20 protein-coding genes and 1 other RNA gene are annotated in these 20,601 nt (G+C 31.9%); 12 read left to right on the top strand and 9 right to left on the bottom strand.

Annotated elements, in window-relative coordinates; genetic code table 11:
• Positions 1–10: 10 nt before the first annotated feature.
• The 3 genes from mnmE to KM029_RS15390 all read right to left on the bottom strand — a co-directional run bounded on the left by mnmE (position 11) and on the right by KM029_RS15390 (position 3,573).
• The gene (mnmE, locus tag KM029_RS15400; RefSeq protein WP_144074088.1) at positions 11–1,390 is read right to left on the bottom strand and encodes a tRNA uridine-5-carboxymethylaminomethyl(34) synthesis GTPase MnmE; all 1,380 of its coding nucleotides are present in this window, start codon (positions 1,388–1,390) and stop codon (positions 11–13) included.
• A 177-nt stretch (positions 1,391–1,567) separates the two neighbouring features.
• Positions 1,568–2,782, bottom strand: coding sequence for a FecR family protein (locus tag KM029_RS15395; protein ID WP_144074087.1), 1,215 nt, complete (start codon positions 2,780–2,782; stop codon positions 1,568–1,570).
• A 161-nt stretch (positions 2,783–2,943) separates the two neighbouring features.
• Positions 2,944–3,573 (bottom strand): RNA polymerase sigma-70 factor, encoded by a 630-nt coding sequence (locus tag KM029_RS15390; protein ID WP_184679524.1) that lies wholly within the window; start codon positions 3,571–3,573, stop codon positions 2,944–2,946.
• Between the two features lie 440 nt (positions 3,574–4,013).
• Here KM029_RS15390 and nth point away from each other — a divergent pair, with 440 nt between their 5' ends.
• The 3 genes from nth (at position 4,014) to KM029_RS15375 (ending at position 8,383) form a co-directional block, all read left to right on the top strand.
• Positions 4,014–4,682: an endonuclease III gene (gene nth, locus KM029_RS15385; protein WP_144074085.1), complete on the top strand. Its 669-nt coding sequence runs from the start codon at positions 4,014–4,016 to the stop codon at positions 4,680–4,682.
• Between the two features lie 344 nt (positions 4,683–5,026).
• Entirely contained in the window at positions 5,027–6,958 is a 1,932-nt protein-coding gene (gene nagB / locus KM029_RS15380) for a glucosamine-6-phosphate deaminase (RefSeq protein WP_144074084.1), read from the top strand.
• 138 nt (positions 6,959–7,096) lie between these two features.
• Complete coding sequence (locus tag KM029_RS15375) at positions 7,097–8,383, top strand: exo-beta-N-acetylmuramidase NamZ family protein (protein WP_144074083.1); 1,287 nt, start codon at positions 7,097–7,099, stop codon at positions 8,381–8,383.
• Between the two features lie 75 nt (positions 8,384–8,458).
• Here the strand turns inward: KM029_RS15375 and KM029_RS15370 are convergent, their stop codons facing one another.
• From KM029_RS15370 to KM029_RS15355, 4 genes are all read right to left on the bottom strand, one after another.
• Positions 8,459–8,884 carry a hypothetical protein gene (locus KM029_RS15370; protein ID WP_144074082.1) on the bottom strand — a complete coding sequence of 142 codons (426 nt, stop codon included), beginning with the start codon at positions 8,882–8,884 and terminating at the stop codon, positions 8,459–8,461.
• Between the two features lie 31 nt (positions 8,885–8,915).
• The gene (locus KM029_RS15365; protein WP_144074081.1) at positions 8,916–9,353 is read right to left on the bottom strand and encodes a hypothetical protein; all 438 of its coding nucleotides are present in this window, start codon (positions 9,351–9,353) and stop codon (positions 8,916–8,918) included.
• 188 nt (positions 9,354–9,541) lie between these two features.
• Positions 9,542–10,210, bottom strand: coding sequence for a nitroreductase family protein (locus KM029_RS15360; protein ID WP_144074080.1), 669 nt, complete (start codon positions 10,208–10,210; stop codon positions 9,542–9,544).
• 65 nt (positions 10,211–10,275) lie between these two features.
• On the bottom strand, positions 10,276–11,043 hold the full coding sequence (locus tag KM029_RS15355; RefSeq protein WP_144074079.1) for an alpha/beta fold hydrolase: 768 nt from the start codon (positions 11,041–11,043) through the stop codon (positions 10,276–10,278).
• Positions 11,044–11,124: 81 nt separating this feature from the next.
• On the opposite strand from KM029_RS15355, the gene KM029_RS15350 reads away from it, so the two are divergent.
• The 9 genes from KM029_RS15350 to KM029_RS15310 all read left to right on the top strand — a co-directional run bounded on the left by KM029_RS15350 (position 11,125) and on the right by KM029_RS15310 (position 17,287).
• A complete protein-coding gene (locus KM029_RS15350; protein WP_144074078.1) occupies positions 11,125–11,622 on the top strand; it encodes a hypothetical protein in 498 nt (165 codons plus the stop codon).
• A 119-nt stretch (positions 11,623–11,741) separates the two neighbouring features.
• Positions 11,742–12,302: an aminoacyl-tRNA hydrolase gene (gene pth / locus KM029_RS15345; RefSeq protein ID WP_144074077.1), complete on the top strand. Its 561-nt coding sequence runs from the start codon at positions 11,742–11,744 to the stop codon at positions 12,300–12,302.
• Positions 12,303–12,305: 3 nt separating this feature from the next.
• A complete protein-coding gene (locus tag KM029_RS15340; protein WP_144074076.1) occupies positions 12,306–13,055 on the top strand; it encodes an SPFH domain-containing protein in 750 nt (249 codons plus the stop codon).
• A 33-nt stretch (positions 13,056–13,088) separates the two neighbouring features.
• Positions 13,089–13,613 (top strand): ribosome maturation factor RimM, encoded by a 525-nt coding sequence (gene rimM, locus KM029_RS15335; RefSeq protein WP_144074075.1) that lies wholly within the window; start codon positions 13,089–13,091, stop codon positions 13,611–13,613.
• 234 nt (positions 13,614–13,847) lie between these two features.
• Positions 13,848–14,417: a hypothetical protein gene (locus tag KM029_RS15330; protein ID WP_144074074.1), complete on the top strand. Its 570-nt coding sequence runs from the start codon at positions 13,848–13,850 to the stop codon at positions 14,415–14,417.
• A 136-nt stretch (positions 14,418–14,553) separates the two neighbouring features.
• Positions 14,554–15,207 carry a hypothetical protein gene (locus KM029_RS15325; RefSeq protein ID WP_144074073.1) on the top strand — a complete coding sequence of 218 codons (654 nt, stop codon included), beginning with the start codon at positions 14,554–14,556 and terminating at the stop codon, positions 15,205–15,207.
• A 61-nt stretch (positions 15,208–15,268) separates the two neighbouring features.
• Positions 15,269–16,186 (top strand): LytTR family DNA-binding domain-containing protein, encoded by a 918-nt coding sequence (locus tag KM029_RS15320; RefSeq protein WP_144074072.1) that lies wholly within the window; start codon positions 15,269–15,271, stop codon positions 16,184–16,186.
• A 156-nt stretch (positions 16,187–16,342) separates the two neighbouring features.
• Complete coding sequence (locus KM029_RS15315; protein ID WP_144074071.1) at positions 16,343–16,762, top strand: DUF2141 domain-containing protein; 420 nt, start codon at positions 16,343–16,345, stop codon at positions 16,760–16,762.
• Positions 16,763–16,828: 66 nt separating this feature from the next.
• On the top strand, positions 16,829–17,287 hold the full coding sequence (locus tag KM029_RS15310; RefSeq protein WP_144074070.1) for a hypothetical protein: 459 nt from the start codon (positions 16,829–16,831) through the stop codon (positions 17,285–17,287).
• Positions 17,288–17,421: 134 nt separating this feature from the next.
• On the opposite strand, the gene ffs is transcribed toward KM029_RS15310, so the two are convergent.
• An RNA gene (ffs, locus tag KM029_RS15305) (signal recognition particle sRNA small type) lies at positions 17,422–17,512 on the bottom strand.
• A gap of 116 nt (positions 17,513–17,628) precedes the next feature.
• Complete coding sequence (locus KM029_RS15300; protein WP_144074069.1) at positions 17,629–20,550, bottom strand: DEAD/DEAH box helicase; 2,922 nt, start codon at positions 20,548–20,550, stop codon at positions 17,629–17,631.
• Positions 20,551–20,601 lie beyond the last annotated feature (51 nt).

Below are 20,601 nucleotides of genomic sequence, written 5' to 3'. Positions count from 1 at the left end.
AAAATCCTATTTATTTTCCGATACAGAATTTACTAAATATATTCTCCAATAAATCATCCGTAGTAACCTCTCCTGTAATTTCTCCCAAGTGATGTAAAGACGATCTTATATCAATAGCTAAGAAATCTCCCGTCATTCCCATATCGATACCATTAATTACATCGTCTAATGCTTTCATTGTTTCACGTAACGATTGATAATGACGTGCATTAGTTACCATGGTATTTCCTGTTTGTACTTTATCAAGATTAACCAAATGAAGTGCTCTTTCTTTCAGTTCCTCAACACCAGTACCTTTATCAGCAGATATTTCTATTAAATTTTCAGAGAAAGCTTTAAAGTCTTCTGCTAAACCCGTTGATAACTTATCTAGTTTGTTAGCAACTAAGATATATGGAACACCTAGTTTTTCTAAAGCTTCTACTTCATTTTGAACTTCTGTGAATGTAGATACTGAGGCATCAAACATATACATTATTAAAGAAGCTTGTTTCATTTTCTCATAAGAACGTTGTACACCTATTGCTTCTACTCTATCTTGTGTTTCGCGAAGTCCTGCCGTATCAACAAATCTAAATGTTACACCTCCAATATTTATTTCATCTTCGATAAAGTCACGAGTTGTTCCGGCTACTTCAGAAACAATCGCCTTTTCCTCGTTCAGTAATGCATTTAATAAAGTTGATTTACCTGCATTGGGCTTTCCTGCAATTACTGTAGGCACGCCATTTTTAAGTACATTACCTAAAGAGAACGAATCTATTAATGCCTTAATCACTCGTTTTAACTCATTGATTAAAGCTTTTAAATCATCTCTTGAAGCAAATTCAACATCTTCTTCCGAGAAGTCTAACTCTAATTCAATCATAGAAGCAAAGTGGATTAGTTTTTCTCTTAACTTCTTGATGTCATTAGAAAAACCACCTCGCATCTGTTGCATGGCGGCATCTCTTGATGCATGAGAATCTGCAGCAATTAAATCGGCTACTGCTTCTGCTTGTGCCAAATCTAATTTACCATTTGCAAATGCACGCTGTGTAAACTCCCCTGCCTTAGCATAACGAGCGCCAACTTGCATAAACAATTGTAATAATTGATCTACAATAAATTGAGAGCCATGACACGATATTTCTACCGTATTCTCTCCTGTATATGATCTTGGACCGTAGAAAATTGTAGCTAAAACTTCATCTACAATGGTACCATCTTCTTGACGAATCGTACCGAAGTGAGCCGTATGTCCTGCTTGTTTTTCTAGGTCTTTACCTTTAAAAACCTTATTTACGATATTAATCGCATCGGGACCAGAAAGACGAATTACGTGAATTGCTGACTGTCCTGGTACTGTTGCTAAAGCAACTATTGTATCTAATTCTAACGTGTTATGCATTAGGAGGATATTAATTTCTTCACAAAGGTAAGTGTTTTTAAGTGAAGAGTTTTAAGTTTTAAACAAAGAGCAAAGAGTTTTATACTTCTAGTTGTAGATCATTAACTATAAATGGCTATAAATACAAAAAGCCACCCTATAAATAAGGTGGCTCAACTTGTATATTTTTACAGAATATTATTTGATGATAATTGTTCCGTTTTCGTCTACCGAATAGTCAAAATCTACTGCTTCAGACATTAATTCTATTACTACATCAAAAGATTTGTTTTCGAATGTACCAGAGAATTTTCTGCTTTTTAGAGCTTCGTTCTGAATAACAATTGTTTTGTGGTATGCTTTAGAAAGTACTTGAATAGTTTCCTCTAAAGTTTGACCATTAAAAGATAAATGAGATTGCATCAGTTTAGCTGCGTTTAACTCATCACTTTCTCCTTTTAAAACTTCACCACCTTTAAAGTATCCTTTTTGATCTTTAACTAAAACAACATAATCTCCAGAAGATTTATCTTCAAAACGAACTTTACCAGTAACAACATCTACTTGATCTTGTGTTAAATGGAAAGATGTTCCTAAAACAGTTGTTGTAGCTTCAGAAGTAATAATAGAAAATGGGTGTTTTTCATCTCTTTCTACTTCAAAAAAGGCATCTCCTTTTAAAGAAACTACTCTATCTCCTTCTCCAAAATCTTTAGGGTATGTTAAAGCACTGTTTTTATTTAACCACACCTGAGTACCATCTGGTAACTCAACTGATGCCATAGCATTTGTTGCTTCTAAAGTAATTTGATCAGCTCCAGATCCAAAATAGTAAAAAGTAGAAAGACCTACAGTTAACAATATTGCTACAGCTGCTGCTATACTTCTTTGGAAACTCCACATAGAACGTTCTACTGTACCTGTTTTTGCTGCAGGTTTAGATACTTTCAATGTTGGCTTAGGAAGTTCAACTTCTTTTGTTGCCTTTTCTTCTTCAGAAATATTCATTCGAAGTAGCATTTTGGCCATTGCAGCATTCATTTCAGTCGCATCAACATTACGTTTTTGCTTCTTTCCTAATTGCTCCGATGCGTTCCAGATATTTACTACCTCTTTTTCTACACTTTCAGTCTGATTAGATAAAGATACTGCAATTGAAGTCTCTTCAGACTCTACTTCCAAAATCTTTTGCCAAATCTCACCTACTTTGTCATCTAAGAATTTCACATCTACACGATGTTGCTTCTCTTGACCTATAGCATTGGATTGCTTCCAAATTGCCGTTGCTTCAGATAGAACGCCTTTAAATGTCGTGTCAGTTGTAGCAATTTTTTTAGCCGTTTCAACAGCTTCATTATCACCATCAAGACATCTAGCAATCAGCGTCCAATCAATGTTAATTTCCTTATCCATAATGTATCGGATAAAATGTTACTCGTTATTATCTTTATTTCGTAGGAGCCTTATATTAAGGTATAAAGCTATCCTATTATTTAACTCCACAGTAGAATCGTCATTCAAAATGATCTTTCTATATTACAGACAATTATATGGTATGAGTGGACAAAATTATTTTAAAAAAAATTACCTGTAGTTAAAACATGAATTATCAATCCGATAACAATGCCCCCACCTACAGCCATTAAACTTGGATCCACAAATCCTTTTAACTGTTCTCTTAACTGTTTTAATGCCAAACCAATTTGATAATGTACCGTCCTAACTGGTACATCTAATGTGTCTGCAATTTCTTTATACGTTAAATCTTCAAACCTACTCATTTTAAAGATTTCCTTCATTTTATCAGGTAAACCTTCAATTGCTGTAGATAAGCGTTTTTCTAATTCAGAAAAATGATATGCATCTTCTGTATCATTAGAAGAAACTACCATTGTTTCTGCAACACCTTTTTGGTATTCACGTTCAAAGTTTCTCCTTTTCAAGAAGTTAAGCGTATGATTTCTTGCCGCTCTATATAAATACGCTTTTAATGATAAATTAATATTTAAGCCTTCTCTTTTTGTCCAGAAATTAACAAAAATATCCTGTACTAACTCCTCGGCTGTTTCCCAATCTCTTACCATTCCATTTATAAAATTTAAGATGGCTTGGTAATATTCTTTTGTTATGTATTCCCATGCTAATCGGTCACCGCCTTTCACAAGGTTAATAAGTTCTTCTTCTTCTATTTGATCGAATTCCATTTATCTATTCCTTATTCGACTTAAAGAGGACAACACTTACCCTCAACTTTTACTTATTAAATATATTCAAAAAAATGAGTTTAATAAACTCTGCAGCACTATTTAGTATCAGATTAATAAGAGTTTAGTAAAAAACATGAATGATTTAGATTGAATATATCTTGTTAATTAACAAATGACCTCGATTTTATCAAAAATTATCTGAGATTTTTTTCTCAATAGCTTAATAAAAGATTGATATTTTTAAGCTACTGCTATCATAATTTCCTTTCAAATAACATCAAAAAACATAAGATCATAGTTCTTAACTAAGATAAGACACTTAAGTCGGGAGGTTGATCAATTAATACGCTTAAGAATTAGAATTTTTATATATAAAAGTAATAATTAGTTCTTGCTCTTTGTAAATTGCTTTTTTGATACATCCATTATTTTTCATCATGAATAAGCAAGAAAAAGTACAAGACATAGTTAAAACGTTACAGGGATTATATCCAAACCCTCCAATTCCTTTAGATCATAAAGATCCGTTTACTTTATTAGTTGCTGTTGCTCTTTCTGCACAATGTACAGATGAACGTGTAAATAAAATTACACCTCTTCTTTTTGCTAAGGCAGATAATCCCTACGATATGGCTAAACTCACCGTAGAAGAAATAAGAGAGATTATCAAACCTTGCGGGCTTTCGCCTATGAAATCTAAAGGCATATATGGTATGTCTAATATAATAATTGATAAGTTTGGAGGAGAGGTTCCTCAAAATTTTAAAGATTTAGAATCTTTGCCAGCTGTCGGGCACAAAACTGCGTCTGTAGTAATGTCACAAGCATTTGGTTTTCCTGCTTTTCCTGTTGATACACATATTCATAGGCTAATGTACAGATGGGGATTAACGAATGGAAAAAACGTTGAACAGACAGAAAAAGATGCTAAACGACTTTTTGATGAAAAAGATTGGAATGATTTGCACTTACAGATCATTTACTTTGGCAGAGAATACTGCCCTGCGCAAAGACATGACCCAAATGAGTGCCCTATTTGCTCTAAGCACGGTAGAAAAACATTATTTATTGAAAAAAAATCAACAAAAAAGAAAAAAACTAAATAATTAAAAAACTGCTTACCATTTGATTTACAACTAATTAATAAAAACTAAAAGAATAATTAAATACCACTATATTTAATTAAAAAGATTTATTATTTAAAATTCACTAATAAATAATATTTACGTTAATAACCTTAAAATTATCAATTATTCTGACTGTTTGAGTACCCTAATGGCGATATATGCCGTTTATCTAGGTATTATTGTAATGTGTCGAAATTATTATGTATAAAGTACACGTATTAATAATATTGTACATCAAATAAGTATAAAAAGTCATTTGTGTGACGGGTTTGATAGTTATTTTATTAAACCTGGTTGATCACTTAACGAATAATTATAAGAATATGAACACTACATTGTTGAACCAGCAAATTATGACAGACAGAGAGTTTGAACGCCTTCAAACTTTATCTTTTGGTACTAGTGCTGAAGCATCTATCGTTATTGCTCAAGAAATTGCGGATCTTATTCGTGATAAAGCTTCTAAAGGAGAAAATGCCGTTTTAGGTTTAGCTACTGGTTCATCACCTTTAAAAGTATACGATGAATTAATTCGTTTACATAAAGAAGAAGGTTTATCATTCAAAAATGTAATTACTTTCAACCTTGACGAGTATTATCCTATGCAACCTGATTCTGTACATTCGTATGTACGTTTCATGAAGGAGAACTTATTTGATCATGTTGATATTGATGAAAAAAACATTCACATTCCTGACGGTACTGTAGCAATGGAAAACGTGTATTCGTTTTGCCAAGACTACGAAGCTAAAATTGCTGCTGCAGGAGGTTTAGATATTCAAGTTTTAGGTATTGGTCGTACAGGTCATATTGGTTTTAACGAACCAGGTTCTACAGAAAATAGCCGTACTCGTATAGTTACTTTAGATGCAGTTACTCGTATTGATGCTGCCCCATCTTTTGGTGGTCTTGATAACGTTCCGAAACGTGCTATTACAATGGGTGTTAAGCCAATTATGCAAGCGGGTCGTATTATTATGATGGCTTGGGGTTCTGGAAAAGCACCTATCGTTAAGAAAATGGTAGAGGGTGATATCTCTATGCAAGTTCCTGCAACGTTCCTACAAAAACACGATAACGTTTCTGTTTACCTTGATGAAGGGGCTACTGAAAACTTAACGCGTATCACAACGCCGTGGTTAGTACGTGAGGTAGAATGGACAGAAGCAATGATTAAAAAAGCTGTGGTTTGGTTGGCTTATAAAACAGGTAAACCAGTGCTTAAACTAACAAACAAAGATTATTTAGAGAGCGGTTTAGATAGCGTTCTTTCAACTAAAGGTTCTGCATACGATTTGAATATTGAGGTATTCAATATGTTGCAACATACTATTTCTGGATGGCCAGGTGGAAAGCCTAATGCAGACGACACTCAACGTCCAGAAAGAGCAGAACCTGCTAAAAAACGTGTAATTATCTTCTCTCCTCATCCAGATGATGATGTAATCTCTATGGGTGGTACATTCCAACGTTTAGTAGATCAAGGACACGAAGTACATGTAGCTTACCAAACTTCTGGTAACATTGCGGTTTCTGATGATGATGCACGTAGATATGCAACATTTACACAATCAATGATGAAAACTTTCGGGTTTGATTCTGCAGAATCTCGTTCTAAGTTAAAAGAAATTACAGGTTTCTTAGATGCTAAAGAAGAAGGTGATATTGATTCATTAGCAGTACGTCAGATGAAAGGTCAAATTCGTCGTGATGAATCTATTGCAGCTTGTCGTTATACTGGTATTCCTGTAGAAAATGTGCATTTCTTAGATTTACCTTTCTACGAAACTGGTAAAGTACGTAAGAATCCTGTAGGAACAGCAGATATCGAAATCATCAAAAACTTATTGACTGAATTAAAGCCTGAGCAAATTTATGCAGCAGGTGATTTAGCCGATCCACACGGTACACACCGAGTTTGTTTAGATGCTATCTTCGCAGCTCTTGAAGAGTTGAAAACAGAAGAATACATGAAAAACTGCTGGTGTTGGTTATACAGAGGTGCATGGCACGAATGGCCAATCGATGAAATCGAAATGGCAGTACCAATGTCTCCTGAGCAAGTATTGAAAAAGCGTAAAGCAATTTTCTTCCACGAGTCTCAAAAAGATGGTGTAGTATTCCAAGGTACAGATGATCGTGAATTCTGGCAACGTGCCGAAGAGCGTAATGCTGGTACTGCAAAATTATATAACAAGCTTGGCTTGGCAGAGTATGAAGCAATGGAAGCGTTTGTACGTTACCACTTCATCTAAAAAACACTTTTAAAGTGTGCGATGATTAAATTATTGAGCGTCTGAAAGAAATTTCAGACGCTTTTTTTTTAGCTGATATTCTTGTAATTTGTTGTTACCCATTTTTTTAAAATGCATTACATTCATAATCCTCTTATAATGAACATAATTACAAAGAAAATAGAATATAGTAGTTTATTCATCCGTTACTCGGTACTAACATTATTATTGTTTTTCACTCTTATTTCATCTTCTAAAGCAAATGATAGTATCCCTTCAGTAAAAGTTGGTATAGAAGTCCTTCGCGATAAAAACTTTAAATCTTTAGAAGGTAAAAGAATTGGACTAGTTACAAACCCTACAGGTATTGACCATAATTTCATCTCTACTATTGATATTTTACATCAAGCCCCAAACGTTCAGCTTACTGCACTTTATGGGCCAGAACATGGTGCTAGAGGAGATACAGATGCAGGGGCACATGTAAATAGTTATATTGATAAAATAACTGGTTTAACGGTTTACTCTTTATATGGTAAAACTAGAAAACCAACTCCAGAAATGCTTCAAAATGTAGATGTTATTGTGTATGATATCCAAGATATCGGTGTAAGATCATATACTTTTATTAGTACGCTTGGACTTGTTATGGAAGCTGCTGCAGAAAACAATAAGGAGGTAATTGTTTTAGACAGACCTAACCCTTTAGGAGGAAATAAAATTGAAGGTAACATTGTAGAACCTAACTTTTTCTCTTTTGTAAGTCAGTTTCCTATTCCTTATATCTATGGAATGACTGTTGGCGAATTAGCATACATGATGAATTATGAAGGATGGTTAAAAAATAAAGCGCAATGTAAACTAACCGTAATTCCAATGAAAGGTTGGAAACGAAACATGAGATTTAAAGATACAGGAAGAGAGTGGGTGCCAACATCTCCACATATTCCTTTTCAAGAAATTGCAGAGCTTTACCCTGCCACTGGAATTATTGGAGAACTTGAAGCTAGTTTTATTGGTATTGGTTATACTTTACCTTTTAGTTTGTTAGGTGCAGAATGGATTGACGGTTTAAAATATGCAGAAGCACTAAATAAATTAAACTTAGATGGAGTACACTTCAGACCTATATCATTTACTCCTTATTATAAAGATAAAAAAGGGATGAAATTACACGGGGTACAAGTTTATATCACTAATTTTTCTACTGTAAGATTATCAGAAATTCAATTTCATGCTTTAGCAGTGCACCATCAACTTTACCCAGACAAAGATCTTTTTAAAGGGAAAGAAAATCGATTTAATATGTTTGATAAAGTCTGTGGAAGCGATCAAATAAGAACTCGATTTACACAGAGCTATTCTTTTGATAGTATAAAAAATTATTGGAGGAAAGATGAAGCAACTTTCAAGAAAAAATCTGCTGTTTATTATATGTATAGATAAAAACAAAAAGAGTTGATAGAAATTTAAATCTATCAACTCTTTTTAATTAAAGCAGTATATATTCTTAATTACTACCTAAGCTACAGATAATTCAGCAACTTGGGCTTTCTGTTTTTGTGCAGTAAAAAGATAAATAAAGCCTCCTATTGTAAACAATGTATCTGCAATAGTCATTGGTAAATAGTGAGTTATTGTAATCTCTGGAGATGTTAGCATTAACCCCCAACCAGTTAAAGCCATTATACCTTTCTCAAAATTTGAATATAAAACAGCAGACTTTCTATATTTCTTTTTTGATGCTGCTACAAAAAGGTAAACACCAATACAACTTACCATCATTGCCCAATGCCCAAATAAAGGAGCTGCAAATGGAATATTTAGTAAATCTAAATGTAAAACTTTATCTGTACCCCAAAAAGGACTTAAGATCATAGGTACATTTCCTAAAGCAGTGATTAAACCTGTAATCCAGAAATAATATTTTGTTACTTTCTCGTTCATAATTATAGTATTTAAAAGAGTGTTTTTTTATTTAAGCTATTTGATTTGATGATATATCTGCAGATGGTTTTATCAAATAGACAACCCCTCCAATAGCAAGTAATGCCTCTAATACTATTAAGAGCGTATAATTTGCATGCACACCATATTCAGTAATTGATAGAGCATTAAAATCACTTGTTAAATACCATAATGAACAACCAACAATATATAATTTTGATGCCGTTGAGAATAACGCAACTGAAAAACGTACAGATGAATTTAAACTTGCATAAATTAATAATATACCAAGCCCTACAGCCATAACTCCCCAATGTCTAATTAATGGCATATAATTCTCTGGAATATTTGATGTGAAATTAAATAATTCTAAAGTTGCCAATCTTGGGGCAATCATAACTGGTAAACTCCCTAATAGGGTAGCAATTCCTGCAATAAGGAAAAAATATTTTGCTGTTTTCGTGTTCATAATTTTAATGTTTCTGATTGATAGAAGAGTTATCAACCTATTCCCTAATTCTGTATGTTACAAATTTAGTTTGAGTTAAAACAATTAAAATTGATCTATGATAAGATAATCATTAAGCACAAAAAAGCTGTAAAACTAATAGAATTGTATTAGTCTTACAGCTCAAGTATATCAACATTAAAAAGTGGTTAATACCACTCAGAAATTTCATCTAAAGGTTTTCTTTCAATATTCGGTACTGTTGAATTCTCTTTCGGATATCCAACAGGTATTAGCAAGAAAGGACGTTCATTTGCAGGTCTATTAAGTTCTTTCACTAAAAAGTTCATTGGAGAAGGTGTATGCGTTAATGCTACTAACCCTACCTCATGAATTGCATTTAATAAAAACCCAGTAGCCAATCCTACAGATTCGTTTACATAATAATTATTATGACGAATTCCTTCATCATCTATATTATAAACCTGCTTAAATACAACAATTAACCAAGGAGCTTCTTCTAAAAACTCTTTATGCCAATCTGTTCCAAATTGCTTTAGATCTTCAATCCACTCATCACTCATTCTTCCGTGATAACCTTCATATTCTTCTTTTTCAGCAGCTTTTCTAATATTTTTCTTTACCTCAGCAGAAGAAACAGCACAGAACATCCATGGCTGCTTATTTGCTCCCGAAGGTGCACAACTTGCGGCTTTAATAATATTCTCTATAATTTCCTTAGGAACCTGTTTTTTTGAAAACTCTCTTAATGATCGCCTTTTGTTAATTTTAGAGTAATATTTCTCGGAGCAAAGTAACATTTCTTCATCAGAAATATTATCTGATATATATGGTATAAAATCTTCTGTAGAGTTCATACTAATGGGTTGATTTCGTTTACTGTCGTTTCTACATTTAAAAGTACAATAAAAACTTTAAAAAATTAAAAAACAAACTGATTAATTGCATCCAACAATTCTTTTGGCTTTTCTGCATGTACCCAATGCCCTGCTCCTTCTATCATAACAATATGCACTGAAGCGAACTTTTCATTAATCTCTTTCTGATCAACAGCTTGAATATAATTAGAATTACCTCCACCTATAAACAACGTAGGCACCTCAATTAAATGATTTGATTCTAATGCCTTACCTACCTCTTCAATCTTCTCTGTAATTACTTTTAAGTTTGGTCGCCAAGCAAACCCACCTTCTTTTTTACGATATATATTTTTAAGTAAGAAAGAACGCTCGCCAAAATTTGGTATATATTCAGCCAAGGCTTTATCTGCTTCACCTCTAGTTTTGATTGTTGTTATAGGTAGTGCATTTAATCCTTCTAAAATAACCTGATGATGTACAGGATAAAAACGAGGTGCAATATCAACTACAATCATTCTACTTAACATTAAAGGATAATTTGCGGCAAATTGCATTACTGCCTTACCTCCCATAGAATGGCCTAAAACAATTGGTTTTTCTATTTCATGTTGCTCTATAAAATCTTTAATATCATCTGCTAAAAATTGATATGAAAAATCTTCACTATGTGGTGACTGACCATGGTTACGCTGATCGATCATAAAAACATGAAATTTCTCTGACAATACTTTACCTAAAGTCATCCAATTATCACATTGCCCAAATAAACCATGAAATATCAAGAAAGGAGTATTTCCTTTTTCACCAATTTCTCTATAAAACAAATTCATTGTCTTCTTAATTTTAATTAGAGTTACTAAACACTTAATTTTGATGTGCAATTTATAAAATGAAATCCTGTCTTTATAAAAATGAAAAAAATCTCTAAACAATTTCCTCTATTTGTTTTGGTTATAGGTCTATTTTTTAGCTGTGGCTTAAAAACTTCAGAAAAAATTGATTCTAATAGCGTGAACAAACAAATTAAAGAACGTAAGATTAAGCGTATTAAGGAGCCTAATATTGTAGAGAAAGGTTTTTCTATTGGCACATCGATAAGTAATAATTTTGATCAAAAGCGCCCTTGTGGAAAAATTAATTTAGATACAATGCCAGATAGTGTCTCACAATTCTTAAATAAAGCATGGGTAGCTTGTGACACTCCTAGTAATAAAATTGAGAAAAGTTTATGGGATGCATATCACTATAATATTAAAAATGAATATGCTTTAAATAGTAATATTCAGAAAATTCACCTTACCAAAACAGAAGATGCTTATCTATATTCTTACCCTTACTTAAATGAAGGGAAATTAAGAATACTGCAGATTGAGCTTAATCATAAAGCTTTAGTGCTCGCTTTGTATTAAAATGTTGTTAATAGTTCTGAGTTCCTCTTCAATTGTAAAAAAAGTTGAGGTAAGTAAAAGATACTCAACTAAAGAAATAAGTTATCTTTGCAAAAATTATATTTAGACAGATTTAGAATATGAAATATTTGATTGTAGGCCTTGGTAACATTGGACCTGAATATGCAAATACCAGACATAATATTGGCTTTATGGTTGCTGATCATTTAGCAAAAGAAAATGGTGCATCTTTTACAATGGATCGATTGGCTTATGTTACTGATTTTAAACATAAAGGCAGAAGCATTACAGTAATTAAACCTACTACTTTTATGAATTTAAGTGGAAAGGCTTTAAAATACTGGGCAAATCAGTTAAAAATAAAAACAGAGAATATTCTGGTTATTGTAGATGACCTTGCACTTCCTTATACAACTTTAAGAATGAGGGGTAAAGGCGGAGCTGCTGGCCATAATGGTCTGAAAGACATAGAAGCTCAGTTACAAACAGCTGCTTACCCTAGGTTACGTTTTGGTATTGGCGACAATTACTCAAAAGGTAAACAAATTGATTTTGTATTGGGTGAGTTTTCTGAAGATGAAAAAATTGATCTAAGTACATTAATTGAAAAGTCTTCTGAAATGTGTTTATCTTTCTGTTCTATTGGCCTAGCAAGAACCATGAATCAATACAACAAATAAAAAATGACTGACAAATATATTAAAGGATTTTCTGGATACTTTATGATTGTAATCCAAGCTGCTCTATTTGGTTTAGCTGGCTATGTACTCTCATTACCTAATTTAGGAGCTGTGTCTATGCTTATCCTTTTTATCGACCTAGTTTTAATTAGAGGATATTTTGTTACTCACCAAGGTGAAGCTGTATTGCTTTCTTTAATGGGTAAATATAAAGGCACTATTGATGTTGCTGGGTTTTATTGGTCTCATCCATTTAGATCTATAAAAAGAGTTTCTTTAAAAGACCACGTAAATATGGTTGGCCCTTGGGAAACTTTTGCAAAAGATGGTGTTCAGTTAGAAGTAAGTATAGAATTACGCTGGAAAGTTGAAGATGCAGCTAAAGCACAATTTGGACTATCTAATATTAAGGAATCTGTAAGTTCTATTGCAAAAGAAACAGCACAAACGTTAATAGAAATGTATCCGTATGAAGATTTAGGAAAAGAACGTGTTTCTTTGCGCTTACATTCTAATACCATCTCTAGTGCGTATGCTACTGCATTAAAAAAGAAGCTATTAGAAAATGGCTTGTATTTAGAAAGTGCTCGTTTTAATGGTGTTAGACAATTAAGTAAAAAGCGTTCTACAGAAGATGCTGTTTCTCTAGCACAACAAATGGTACAAGAAGTTGATGAATTAAATCAACTATCTGAAAGTGAAAAGGCAGATATGAAACTCCAGTTATTAACATTGTTAATGACAGAGAAATAACATGCCTATTGATTAAGATTATATTCTAGAATTATGCATAAAGATGATTGTTTTGAGTTTGGTAAGATTACAAAAACTCACGGGTTAAAAGGAGAAGTTTTATTCTTTTTAGATGTTGATGATCCTTCTAAGTACGAAGGTATTGATGCTGTATTTATTGAAAGAAGAGGGAATCTAGTTCCTTTCTTTTTAGAGTACCTTTCTCTACATAACAATAGATACATTGCTAAGTTTGAAGATATTGATACAATTGAAGATGCTGAAGCATTGAAAGATGCTCAATTATTCCTTCCAATGTCTGCTTTACCTAAATTACCAGAAGGTCAATTTTACTATCATGATATCGTTGATTTTAAAGTTGTAGATCAAAACCTTGGTGAATTGGGTACTGTTAGTAAAATCTATACAAATTCTGCTCAGGATATTTTAGAGATGGAGTATAAAGGTAAAGAAGTATTAATACCTATCAGTGATGATATTATTTTAACAGCAGAACTTGATAACAAAGTACTTAATACAAATTTACCAGAAGGATTACTTGATATTTACATGGAATAACAATCTGTATCATTATCAAATTCGCAATAAAAAGAGCTCCTTTAATATTTTTTAAATATTTAGAGGAGCTCTTTTACATTTTCAAATATAACAGTTGTTTATGTTATAAGTCATTAAGTTTTTTATTATAAATTCTAGTAGACCTCCAACTACATTTGTTCGTATACAAACATGATAATAACGCAATCATATTATTGTTTGTAAAAATCATTATCAATATTTAAACTACTTTACGTGAAAAAGCTACTACTTATTTTCTGCATTGTTGTTTTAGGAGTCTACTCAAACAACGTTCAAGCACAAACAAGCTTACAATACTACTACGGAATGGGTGGTGTTCAACAATTATCAATATGGCAAAATATTGATGATACAAATTTATTAAATGTACGTGTGGGTTATCAAGATTTTGCAGAAGAAAATGTTTCTCTATCATTAGGTTATGGTCACCTATTTGGAGAGTTCTTACCCTATTTAGTATTTAACAAAGATGTTACCTCAGATCTTAATAACTACTCGTTCACAAATGGTTATTATTGGGCTCCTGGAGGCAGATGGGATTTTGCAATTGGATGGACACTTAACCAACATGAAACACTTAGAGATGGTACGGGTACCTCCGAAGTACCTGCTGATACTTTCTCTTCATGGAGTCAATCCTATTGGTTTGATGTATATTATAATTTACCTAAGTTAAAAGCTCAAATTGGAGCTGAAACAGGCGTTACTTCTTCTGGGCAATGGTTCTGGGGAATAATGTTTAGTAAGGCATTTGATTTCAGTAAAAAGAATAAAATGAAATAATTCAACTTAGAAATTATTCACAAAAAGAGCAGCAAGATATTTTGCTGCTCTTTTTGTATACTCTCATTTTTATCTAAATTCACGAAATCAGAATTCACCAATTATCAAGCTCTTAATCAAGAATCTAAAAACAACAATGAACAAAAACATCATTTTATCAGTATACCTTTGCCTATTAGCAATTACATCTCACGCACAAAAGAATAAATGGGAAAAAGACTTCGATAGGTATTGGGACAAAGCCGTCTTTTCTTTTGGAGTTACAGCCAGTCTTCCAGATTACTCTATTCTTACAAACGGAGTATCTAGTATTTCTGCTAAACCAGGTGTTTCCTTTGGTATACACTACAGAACAAGCCTTGCTAAGTACTTCTCATTAACCATGGGAGCTGAATTTAACCAGTTGCAGGCTGCTTTTCACGCAGAAGCTTTAACTGAACCAAAATATCAATTAAAAGAATCTAATATTTCTATTCCTCTAACGGTTAACCCTGTGCTTCCTATTTTTAGATGGCTAGCATTAACCGGAGAACTTGGCGTTGTTTATACGCATCGAATAAAAAGTATTATCTATACACCTACCGACGAGCAAAATATAGCTCATTCCAATAAAGATAAATCAGCCCCTTTTATGAGATCTGATATTGCTATGAGGTGTGGTATTGGATTTCGATTTGGAAAATATGTTGAAATTATTGGAGAAGGAAACTTAGGACTACTAGATATGGATAATACGGGTAGTCAGATTTATAATAGATATGGAACAGTAAAAACAAATTTCATTTTCTAAAAAAAAGAAAAAGTTGTTATGCCAATCTTAATGATTGGTATTGCAACTTTTTTTTATATTTATGGTTATAAATATATATGCAAGACTTCATTTAGTAGGTAAAATAATGCTTATAAATAACCTAAATGCTCCATTCCCTCTATTACAGAGTAATAAAGTCAAACTAATCTCTTCAGTATCTTTTGGTCTTTTTGTCTTTGGATTTCTCTATATTTTCCAACCATTCGGTATTAGTGAAGTCCAATTTTATAAACCTCTATTTATTGGTGGGTATGCACTTATTACATTTTGTTGTGTTGCATTTTCTTTCTTTGCTCTCCCCTATATTTTAAAAAGCACTTTCAATCCTGATAAATGGACTGTAAAAAAAGCAGCCCTTTATACTTCTTTCATTATTTTAATAATATCTATTGGAAATTGGTATTATACATCAACCATTGGTCAAGAAGTAATTTCAATAAATCATTCTTTTCTTAAATTTATAGGTATCACTTTTTCAGTAGGTATCTTTCCCACTGTTATATTCTTAATTTTCACAGAAAAAACTTTAAGACAAGTCAATGCTTCTAAAGCTGAAGATATAACAAAACATATATATAGTGAAGAAGACAAAGTTGATAATAAAGCTGACAAAGCCCGTATTCCTCAAATTGATTTCACTGCAGACAATAGTAACATTTTACTCGATCAAAATAACTTCATATGTATTAAATCTGAAGGAAATTACTTAGAAGTATTTTTTTTCTTAGATGATAAACTTAATAAAGTAGTTATTCGGTACCCGCTAAAAAAAGCATTCGAGCAAGTCAATCAACTTAACAATATTCATCATTGTCATAAATCTTTCATTGCTAATTTTGATCAAATTGAAAAAGTTACTGGTAATGCCAGAAATTATGAATTACATCTTAGAAATCTCACATTTACAATACCTGTTTCAAGAAGCTTTTCTAAAGAATTAATAGCTTTATATAAGTAAATTCAGCTTTCACAGCTGTCCCATTCATCCCAAATCATTTAAATAGCGTTCACCAGAGCTGTTTTCATAACCCAATACTCCCATTGGCAACAATTCAGTATAAAATCTCAGAATCATTATATACATTGCAATATCAGTTAAAGAAAATATATATATATGATTTATCTGTTTATCCTATATTTTTGTTCTTTTTTAGTTCCTACTTCCCAGACTTCTACAATTACTTTAACACTAGAGGGGATAAGTAATTCAAAAGGAAATGTGGTAGTAGTTCTATATAATAACGAAGAAGATTATTTTTACAACCTAAATTATTATCGTAAAGTAACTTTAAAACCTACCAGTAATAAACTTATTGTTTCATTTAAAGAAATACCCATTGGGACCTATGCAATTTCAGCATATCATGATGAGGATGAAAATGAAGAAATAACTACTAATATTATTGGTGTACCTCTAGAGAAATATGGTTATTCTAATAACAAATTTGGAAGATTAGTTGCTCCAAAATATTCGGAAGTCTCATTTTCCACATTAAATACTAACGTTACTAACCTTGTGATTAATTTAAAGTGATAGAAACTTATCACCTTAAAATGCCCTAATTAAATATCAATTAACTTTCTCTCAACCGTAAAAGATATGTTTACAGATTTACACAATCCTGATCTAATTGAAAGATATGAAGTTCTAAATAATTACAAAAAAAATAGTAGTCAGTCTAAATGTTCTACCTATAATACTAATAAAGGTTTTGCTCTATTTATAGATGAAGATCATATTAATAAAGCATTCCCTATACTTCAAGAGTTAAAAAATAAAAGGTTTAAAAATCCTGTTTATTTATTTTATCTGAAAAGTAAAAATTCACTACCTACTTTTCAGGAAACATTATTAAGAACTCACTTTAACACTATAAATGTGATTTTATGTGATGGACTTAATAGCCTAACTCCTTTAAGTATTCAGACGGAATTATTTCAATTAACAGATTTCCAATATTGTGTAATAGGGCAATCTTTTTTTGTAGATAAAATTACTAATCTTTTTGAGGGGAATCATTTTATCCAATCAAAAGATATACATAAAGATACTTACTAGTTGGTTTTTATAGACTATATGCTTCTCTACCCAGAATATTAAAGCGATGTTTAGAATCGCACTTTCCTGTTAAATACAAAAAAGGTCATCAAATTTAATTATTTGATGACCTTTTTATCAATTTTTTGACATAAAAAAACAAGTCAGAAACGCATCGCTCAACCCCTTACCCTTGCTTACTTCCGTACCTGGGGGATTCGGGGGAGCAAATCGATCTGACTTGCGATGCAAAGGTAGGTACTTTTTTTAATTCCACAACATTATTTACATAAAAAGTATACAAAATATCTAAAAATAGTACTAAATACAATAGTATCAACCTTTTAAATTTAAAATTTATTTTAGGTTAGTAAAGTACTAATATCATCTTGCGTTAATTTCTTCATGAAACTCTCTTCAGTTGTAATTAAATTATCAGCAAGTTCTTTCTTACTTTGTTGTAACGCCAATATTTTTTCTTCTACAGTTCCTCTAGTAATAAATTTATAAACAAGTACTTTATTCTCTTGACCAATTCTATGTGCTCTATCTATTGCCTGTGCTTCTATAGCAGGGTTCCACCACGGATCTAAGATAAATACATAATCTGCAGCTGTTAAGTTTAAACCTAAGCCTCCAGCTTTTAATGAGATAAGAAAAACTTGAACATCCTTATCGTTCTGAAATTTATCTACTTCAGCTTTTCTATCTTTGGTTCCTCCATCTAAATAAGAATATTTTATCTTTTTACTATCTAGCTCTTTTCTAAAAATAGTAAGGTGCTTTACAAATTGGCTAAAAACTAAAATCTTATGTCCCTCTTGAGTCGCATTTTCTAAAGTTCTTATTACCTCTTCAAACTTACCTGCAGAGTGTTTGTAAGACTCTTCTGTAAGTTTAGGGTGGTTGGCCAACTGACGTAGCTCTGTTAACCCTTTAAGTAGCATAAATTGCGATCCTTTTACACCTGTAGTTTCTATATGTTCTAGAATCTCGTTTCTATAAGACGACTTCACCTCTTCATATTTCACCTTTTGTTCAGGTGTCATATCAATGTACATCACCTTCTCAATTTTCTCAGGTAATTCTGATGCAACTTGAGATTTATGTCTACGCATTACAAAAGGTTTAATTAAACGATAAAGTTTAGCATATTTAGCCTCATCTTTTTTACGTTCAATTGGTGTAAGAAACTCTTTTTTAAAGAAATTCTGTCCACCTAATAGCCCTTCGTTTGCAAAGTTCATTTGCGACCATAAATCCATTGTCGTATTCTCAATTGGAGTACCTGATAATAGCAGTCTTTTTCTACTTTTTAACTGGTTTACTGCCTTTGTAATAATCGATGTAGGGTTCTTTATCGTTTGCGCTTCATCAAGAACTATATAATTAAAATAATAGCTTGATAATATTTCTGCATCTATTCTTGCAGTTCCGTAAGAGGTAATTACTATATCATACCACCCAAAATTTTCTGGGTTTTTAGAACGGTTTGTTCCTGTATAATTTAGTATTTTCATTTTAGGAGTAAACTTCTTTGCTTCCATCTCCCAATTGTACACCAATGATGTTGGCATTATTAAAAGAGATGTCCCATTTTCTGCAACTCTTTCATTTTCTAAAATAGCTAATGTTTGTACTGTTTTACCCAGTCCCATATCATCAGCTAAACAACCTCCAAAATTATATTCTGACAAGAAACGCATCCAATTATACCCTGCCTTTTGGTAAGGTCTTAATTTTCCTTTAAATGACTTTGGAAGATCATAATCTTCAATTGTTTCAAAATCATTGAGGCGTTCTAACTTCTTATTTAAGCTAACTTTAGCTAAAGAACCTTCTTGTAATTCTTGTACTAATGCAAGGTGATGTTTATGTAATCGAGGTGTTTCACTATCATTGTCTAAGAAATAAAATAATTCTTGATATTGGGTAAACCAAACATTTGGTATTACAGCAATTTCTCCGTTTGGTAATTCAAATTCATGTCTACCAGAAACAATTAACTTTCTGATTTTTATAAACGGAATTTCAAACTCACCAAAAACAACTTTTGTTTTTATATCAAACCAATCTCTATCTTCAGAAACTTCTAAATTAATTGTTGATTGACCAATAAAGTATACCTTATCTAAATCTTCTCCTTGAGTAATTTCAACATTTAGTTCACTCAGTTTATCCGAGTTTGTTGATATCCATGAGAAGGCATCGTTTTTAGGTAAAACAACATACCCTTTTTTAGTAATATCAAGATCTAAATCAATTACTTGATTACGAATATCTTTTTCAAATCTCTGATCTCTTCTTGTTTTTGTAAAAATAAAATCATCGTTTTCTTCAATATGTTCTAGTGTTACCTGGCTTCTTTTCCCAATTGTAGAAGCATCGACAGTGTCCCCATTATAATGAAACATTAATCTTAATTCTACTTCACTAGCAAAAGAAGGGGCATCATCTTTATCAAATAGTCCCTCTTGTCCTTTTATTTCTTTTAATAAAATAGACGCTGAAGGTTTATCTTCTTTTGTAATTATATCGAAGCCAGAAGCCTTTACTTGATAATCTTCTATTAAATGAGAAATGAATTTTTCATAATAACTTGCCTCCATTTTTTTAGGAACGGCAATAAAATTTTTAAACAAGAATGGTTTTATTTTTTTTCCATCAACCTCTCCTTTAAATGTATATAGTTTACCTTCTAAGAGTAACCATGCAGGTTTGTTAGAAAGAATTACAGCATTTTTATATTGAAACTCTACCTTTTCACTATCATAATACATAAAAGGACGATAGTTTGTATGATCTTCGTTTCTCCAAAATCTAAAAACTATATCTGCTTTATTTTTCTGCACTCGTATTGTTTTATAAGTTGGGTTACCATCTTTACCCATCTCAAACACCATCTTATTTTGCAGCTTATTCAAGATCTTAACGCGGTGTTCCTCTACAAAATCAATAATGCGTTCTTGTAGTAATTTATCACCTTTCTTTTCATCAAAAACGGTAAGAAAGAACATGTTTGGTTTCTGACGTTTCTTATTTCCAAATCTATGAGCAATAGACTCCGGCTGAATATCATCCATTAAATGAATTAATTCATAATCAACATCATCTAGCTTACTGCTAAACTCATGTGCATTTCTTGACGAAATATTCTGATGTAAAAGTGTAAGTTTATTTTCACTATTTAACTGCACAACAAAAGACTCGAATAAATACCCAAGAAATTGATGCTCAAATAGAGAATAGACTAACTTAAATGGTTCAGAAGTTGATACTTTCATCGGATCACAATTACTTTTTAAACCTACAATTTGGTTAATATGAAATTATCA

This window comes from Flammeovirga kamogawensis, assembly GCF_018736065.1.
GTDB classification, from domain to species: Bacteria; Bacteroidota; Bacteroidia; order Cytophagales; family Flammeovirgaceae; genus Flammeovirga; species Flammeovirga kamogawensis.
This window is presented reverse-complemented; position numbering and strand designations above follow the sequence as displayed.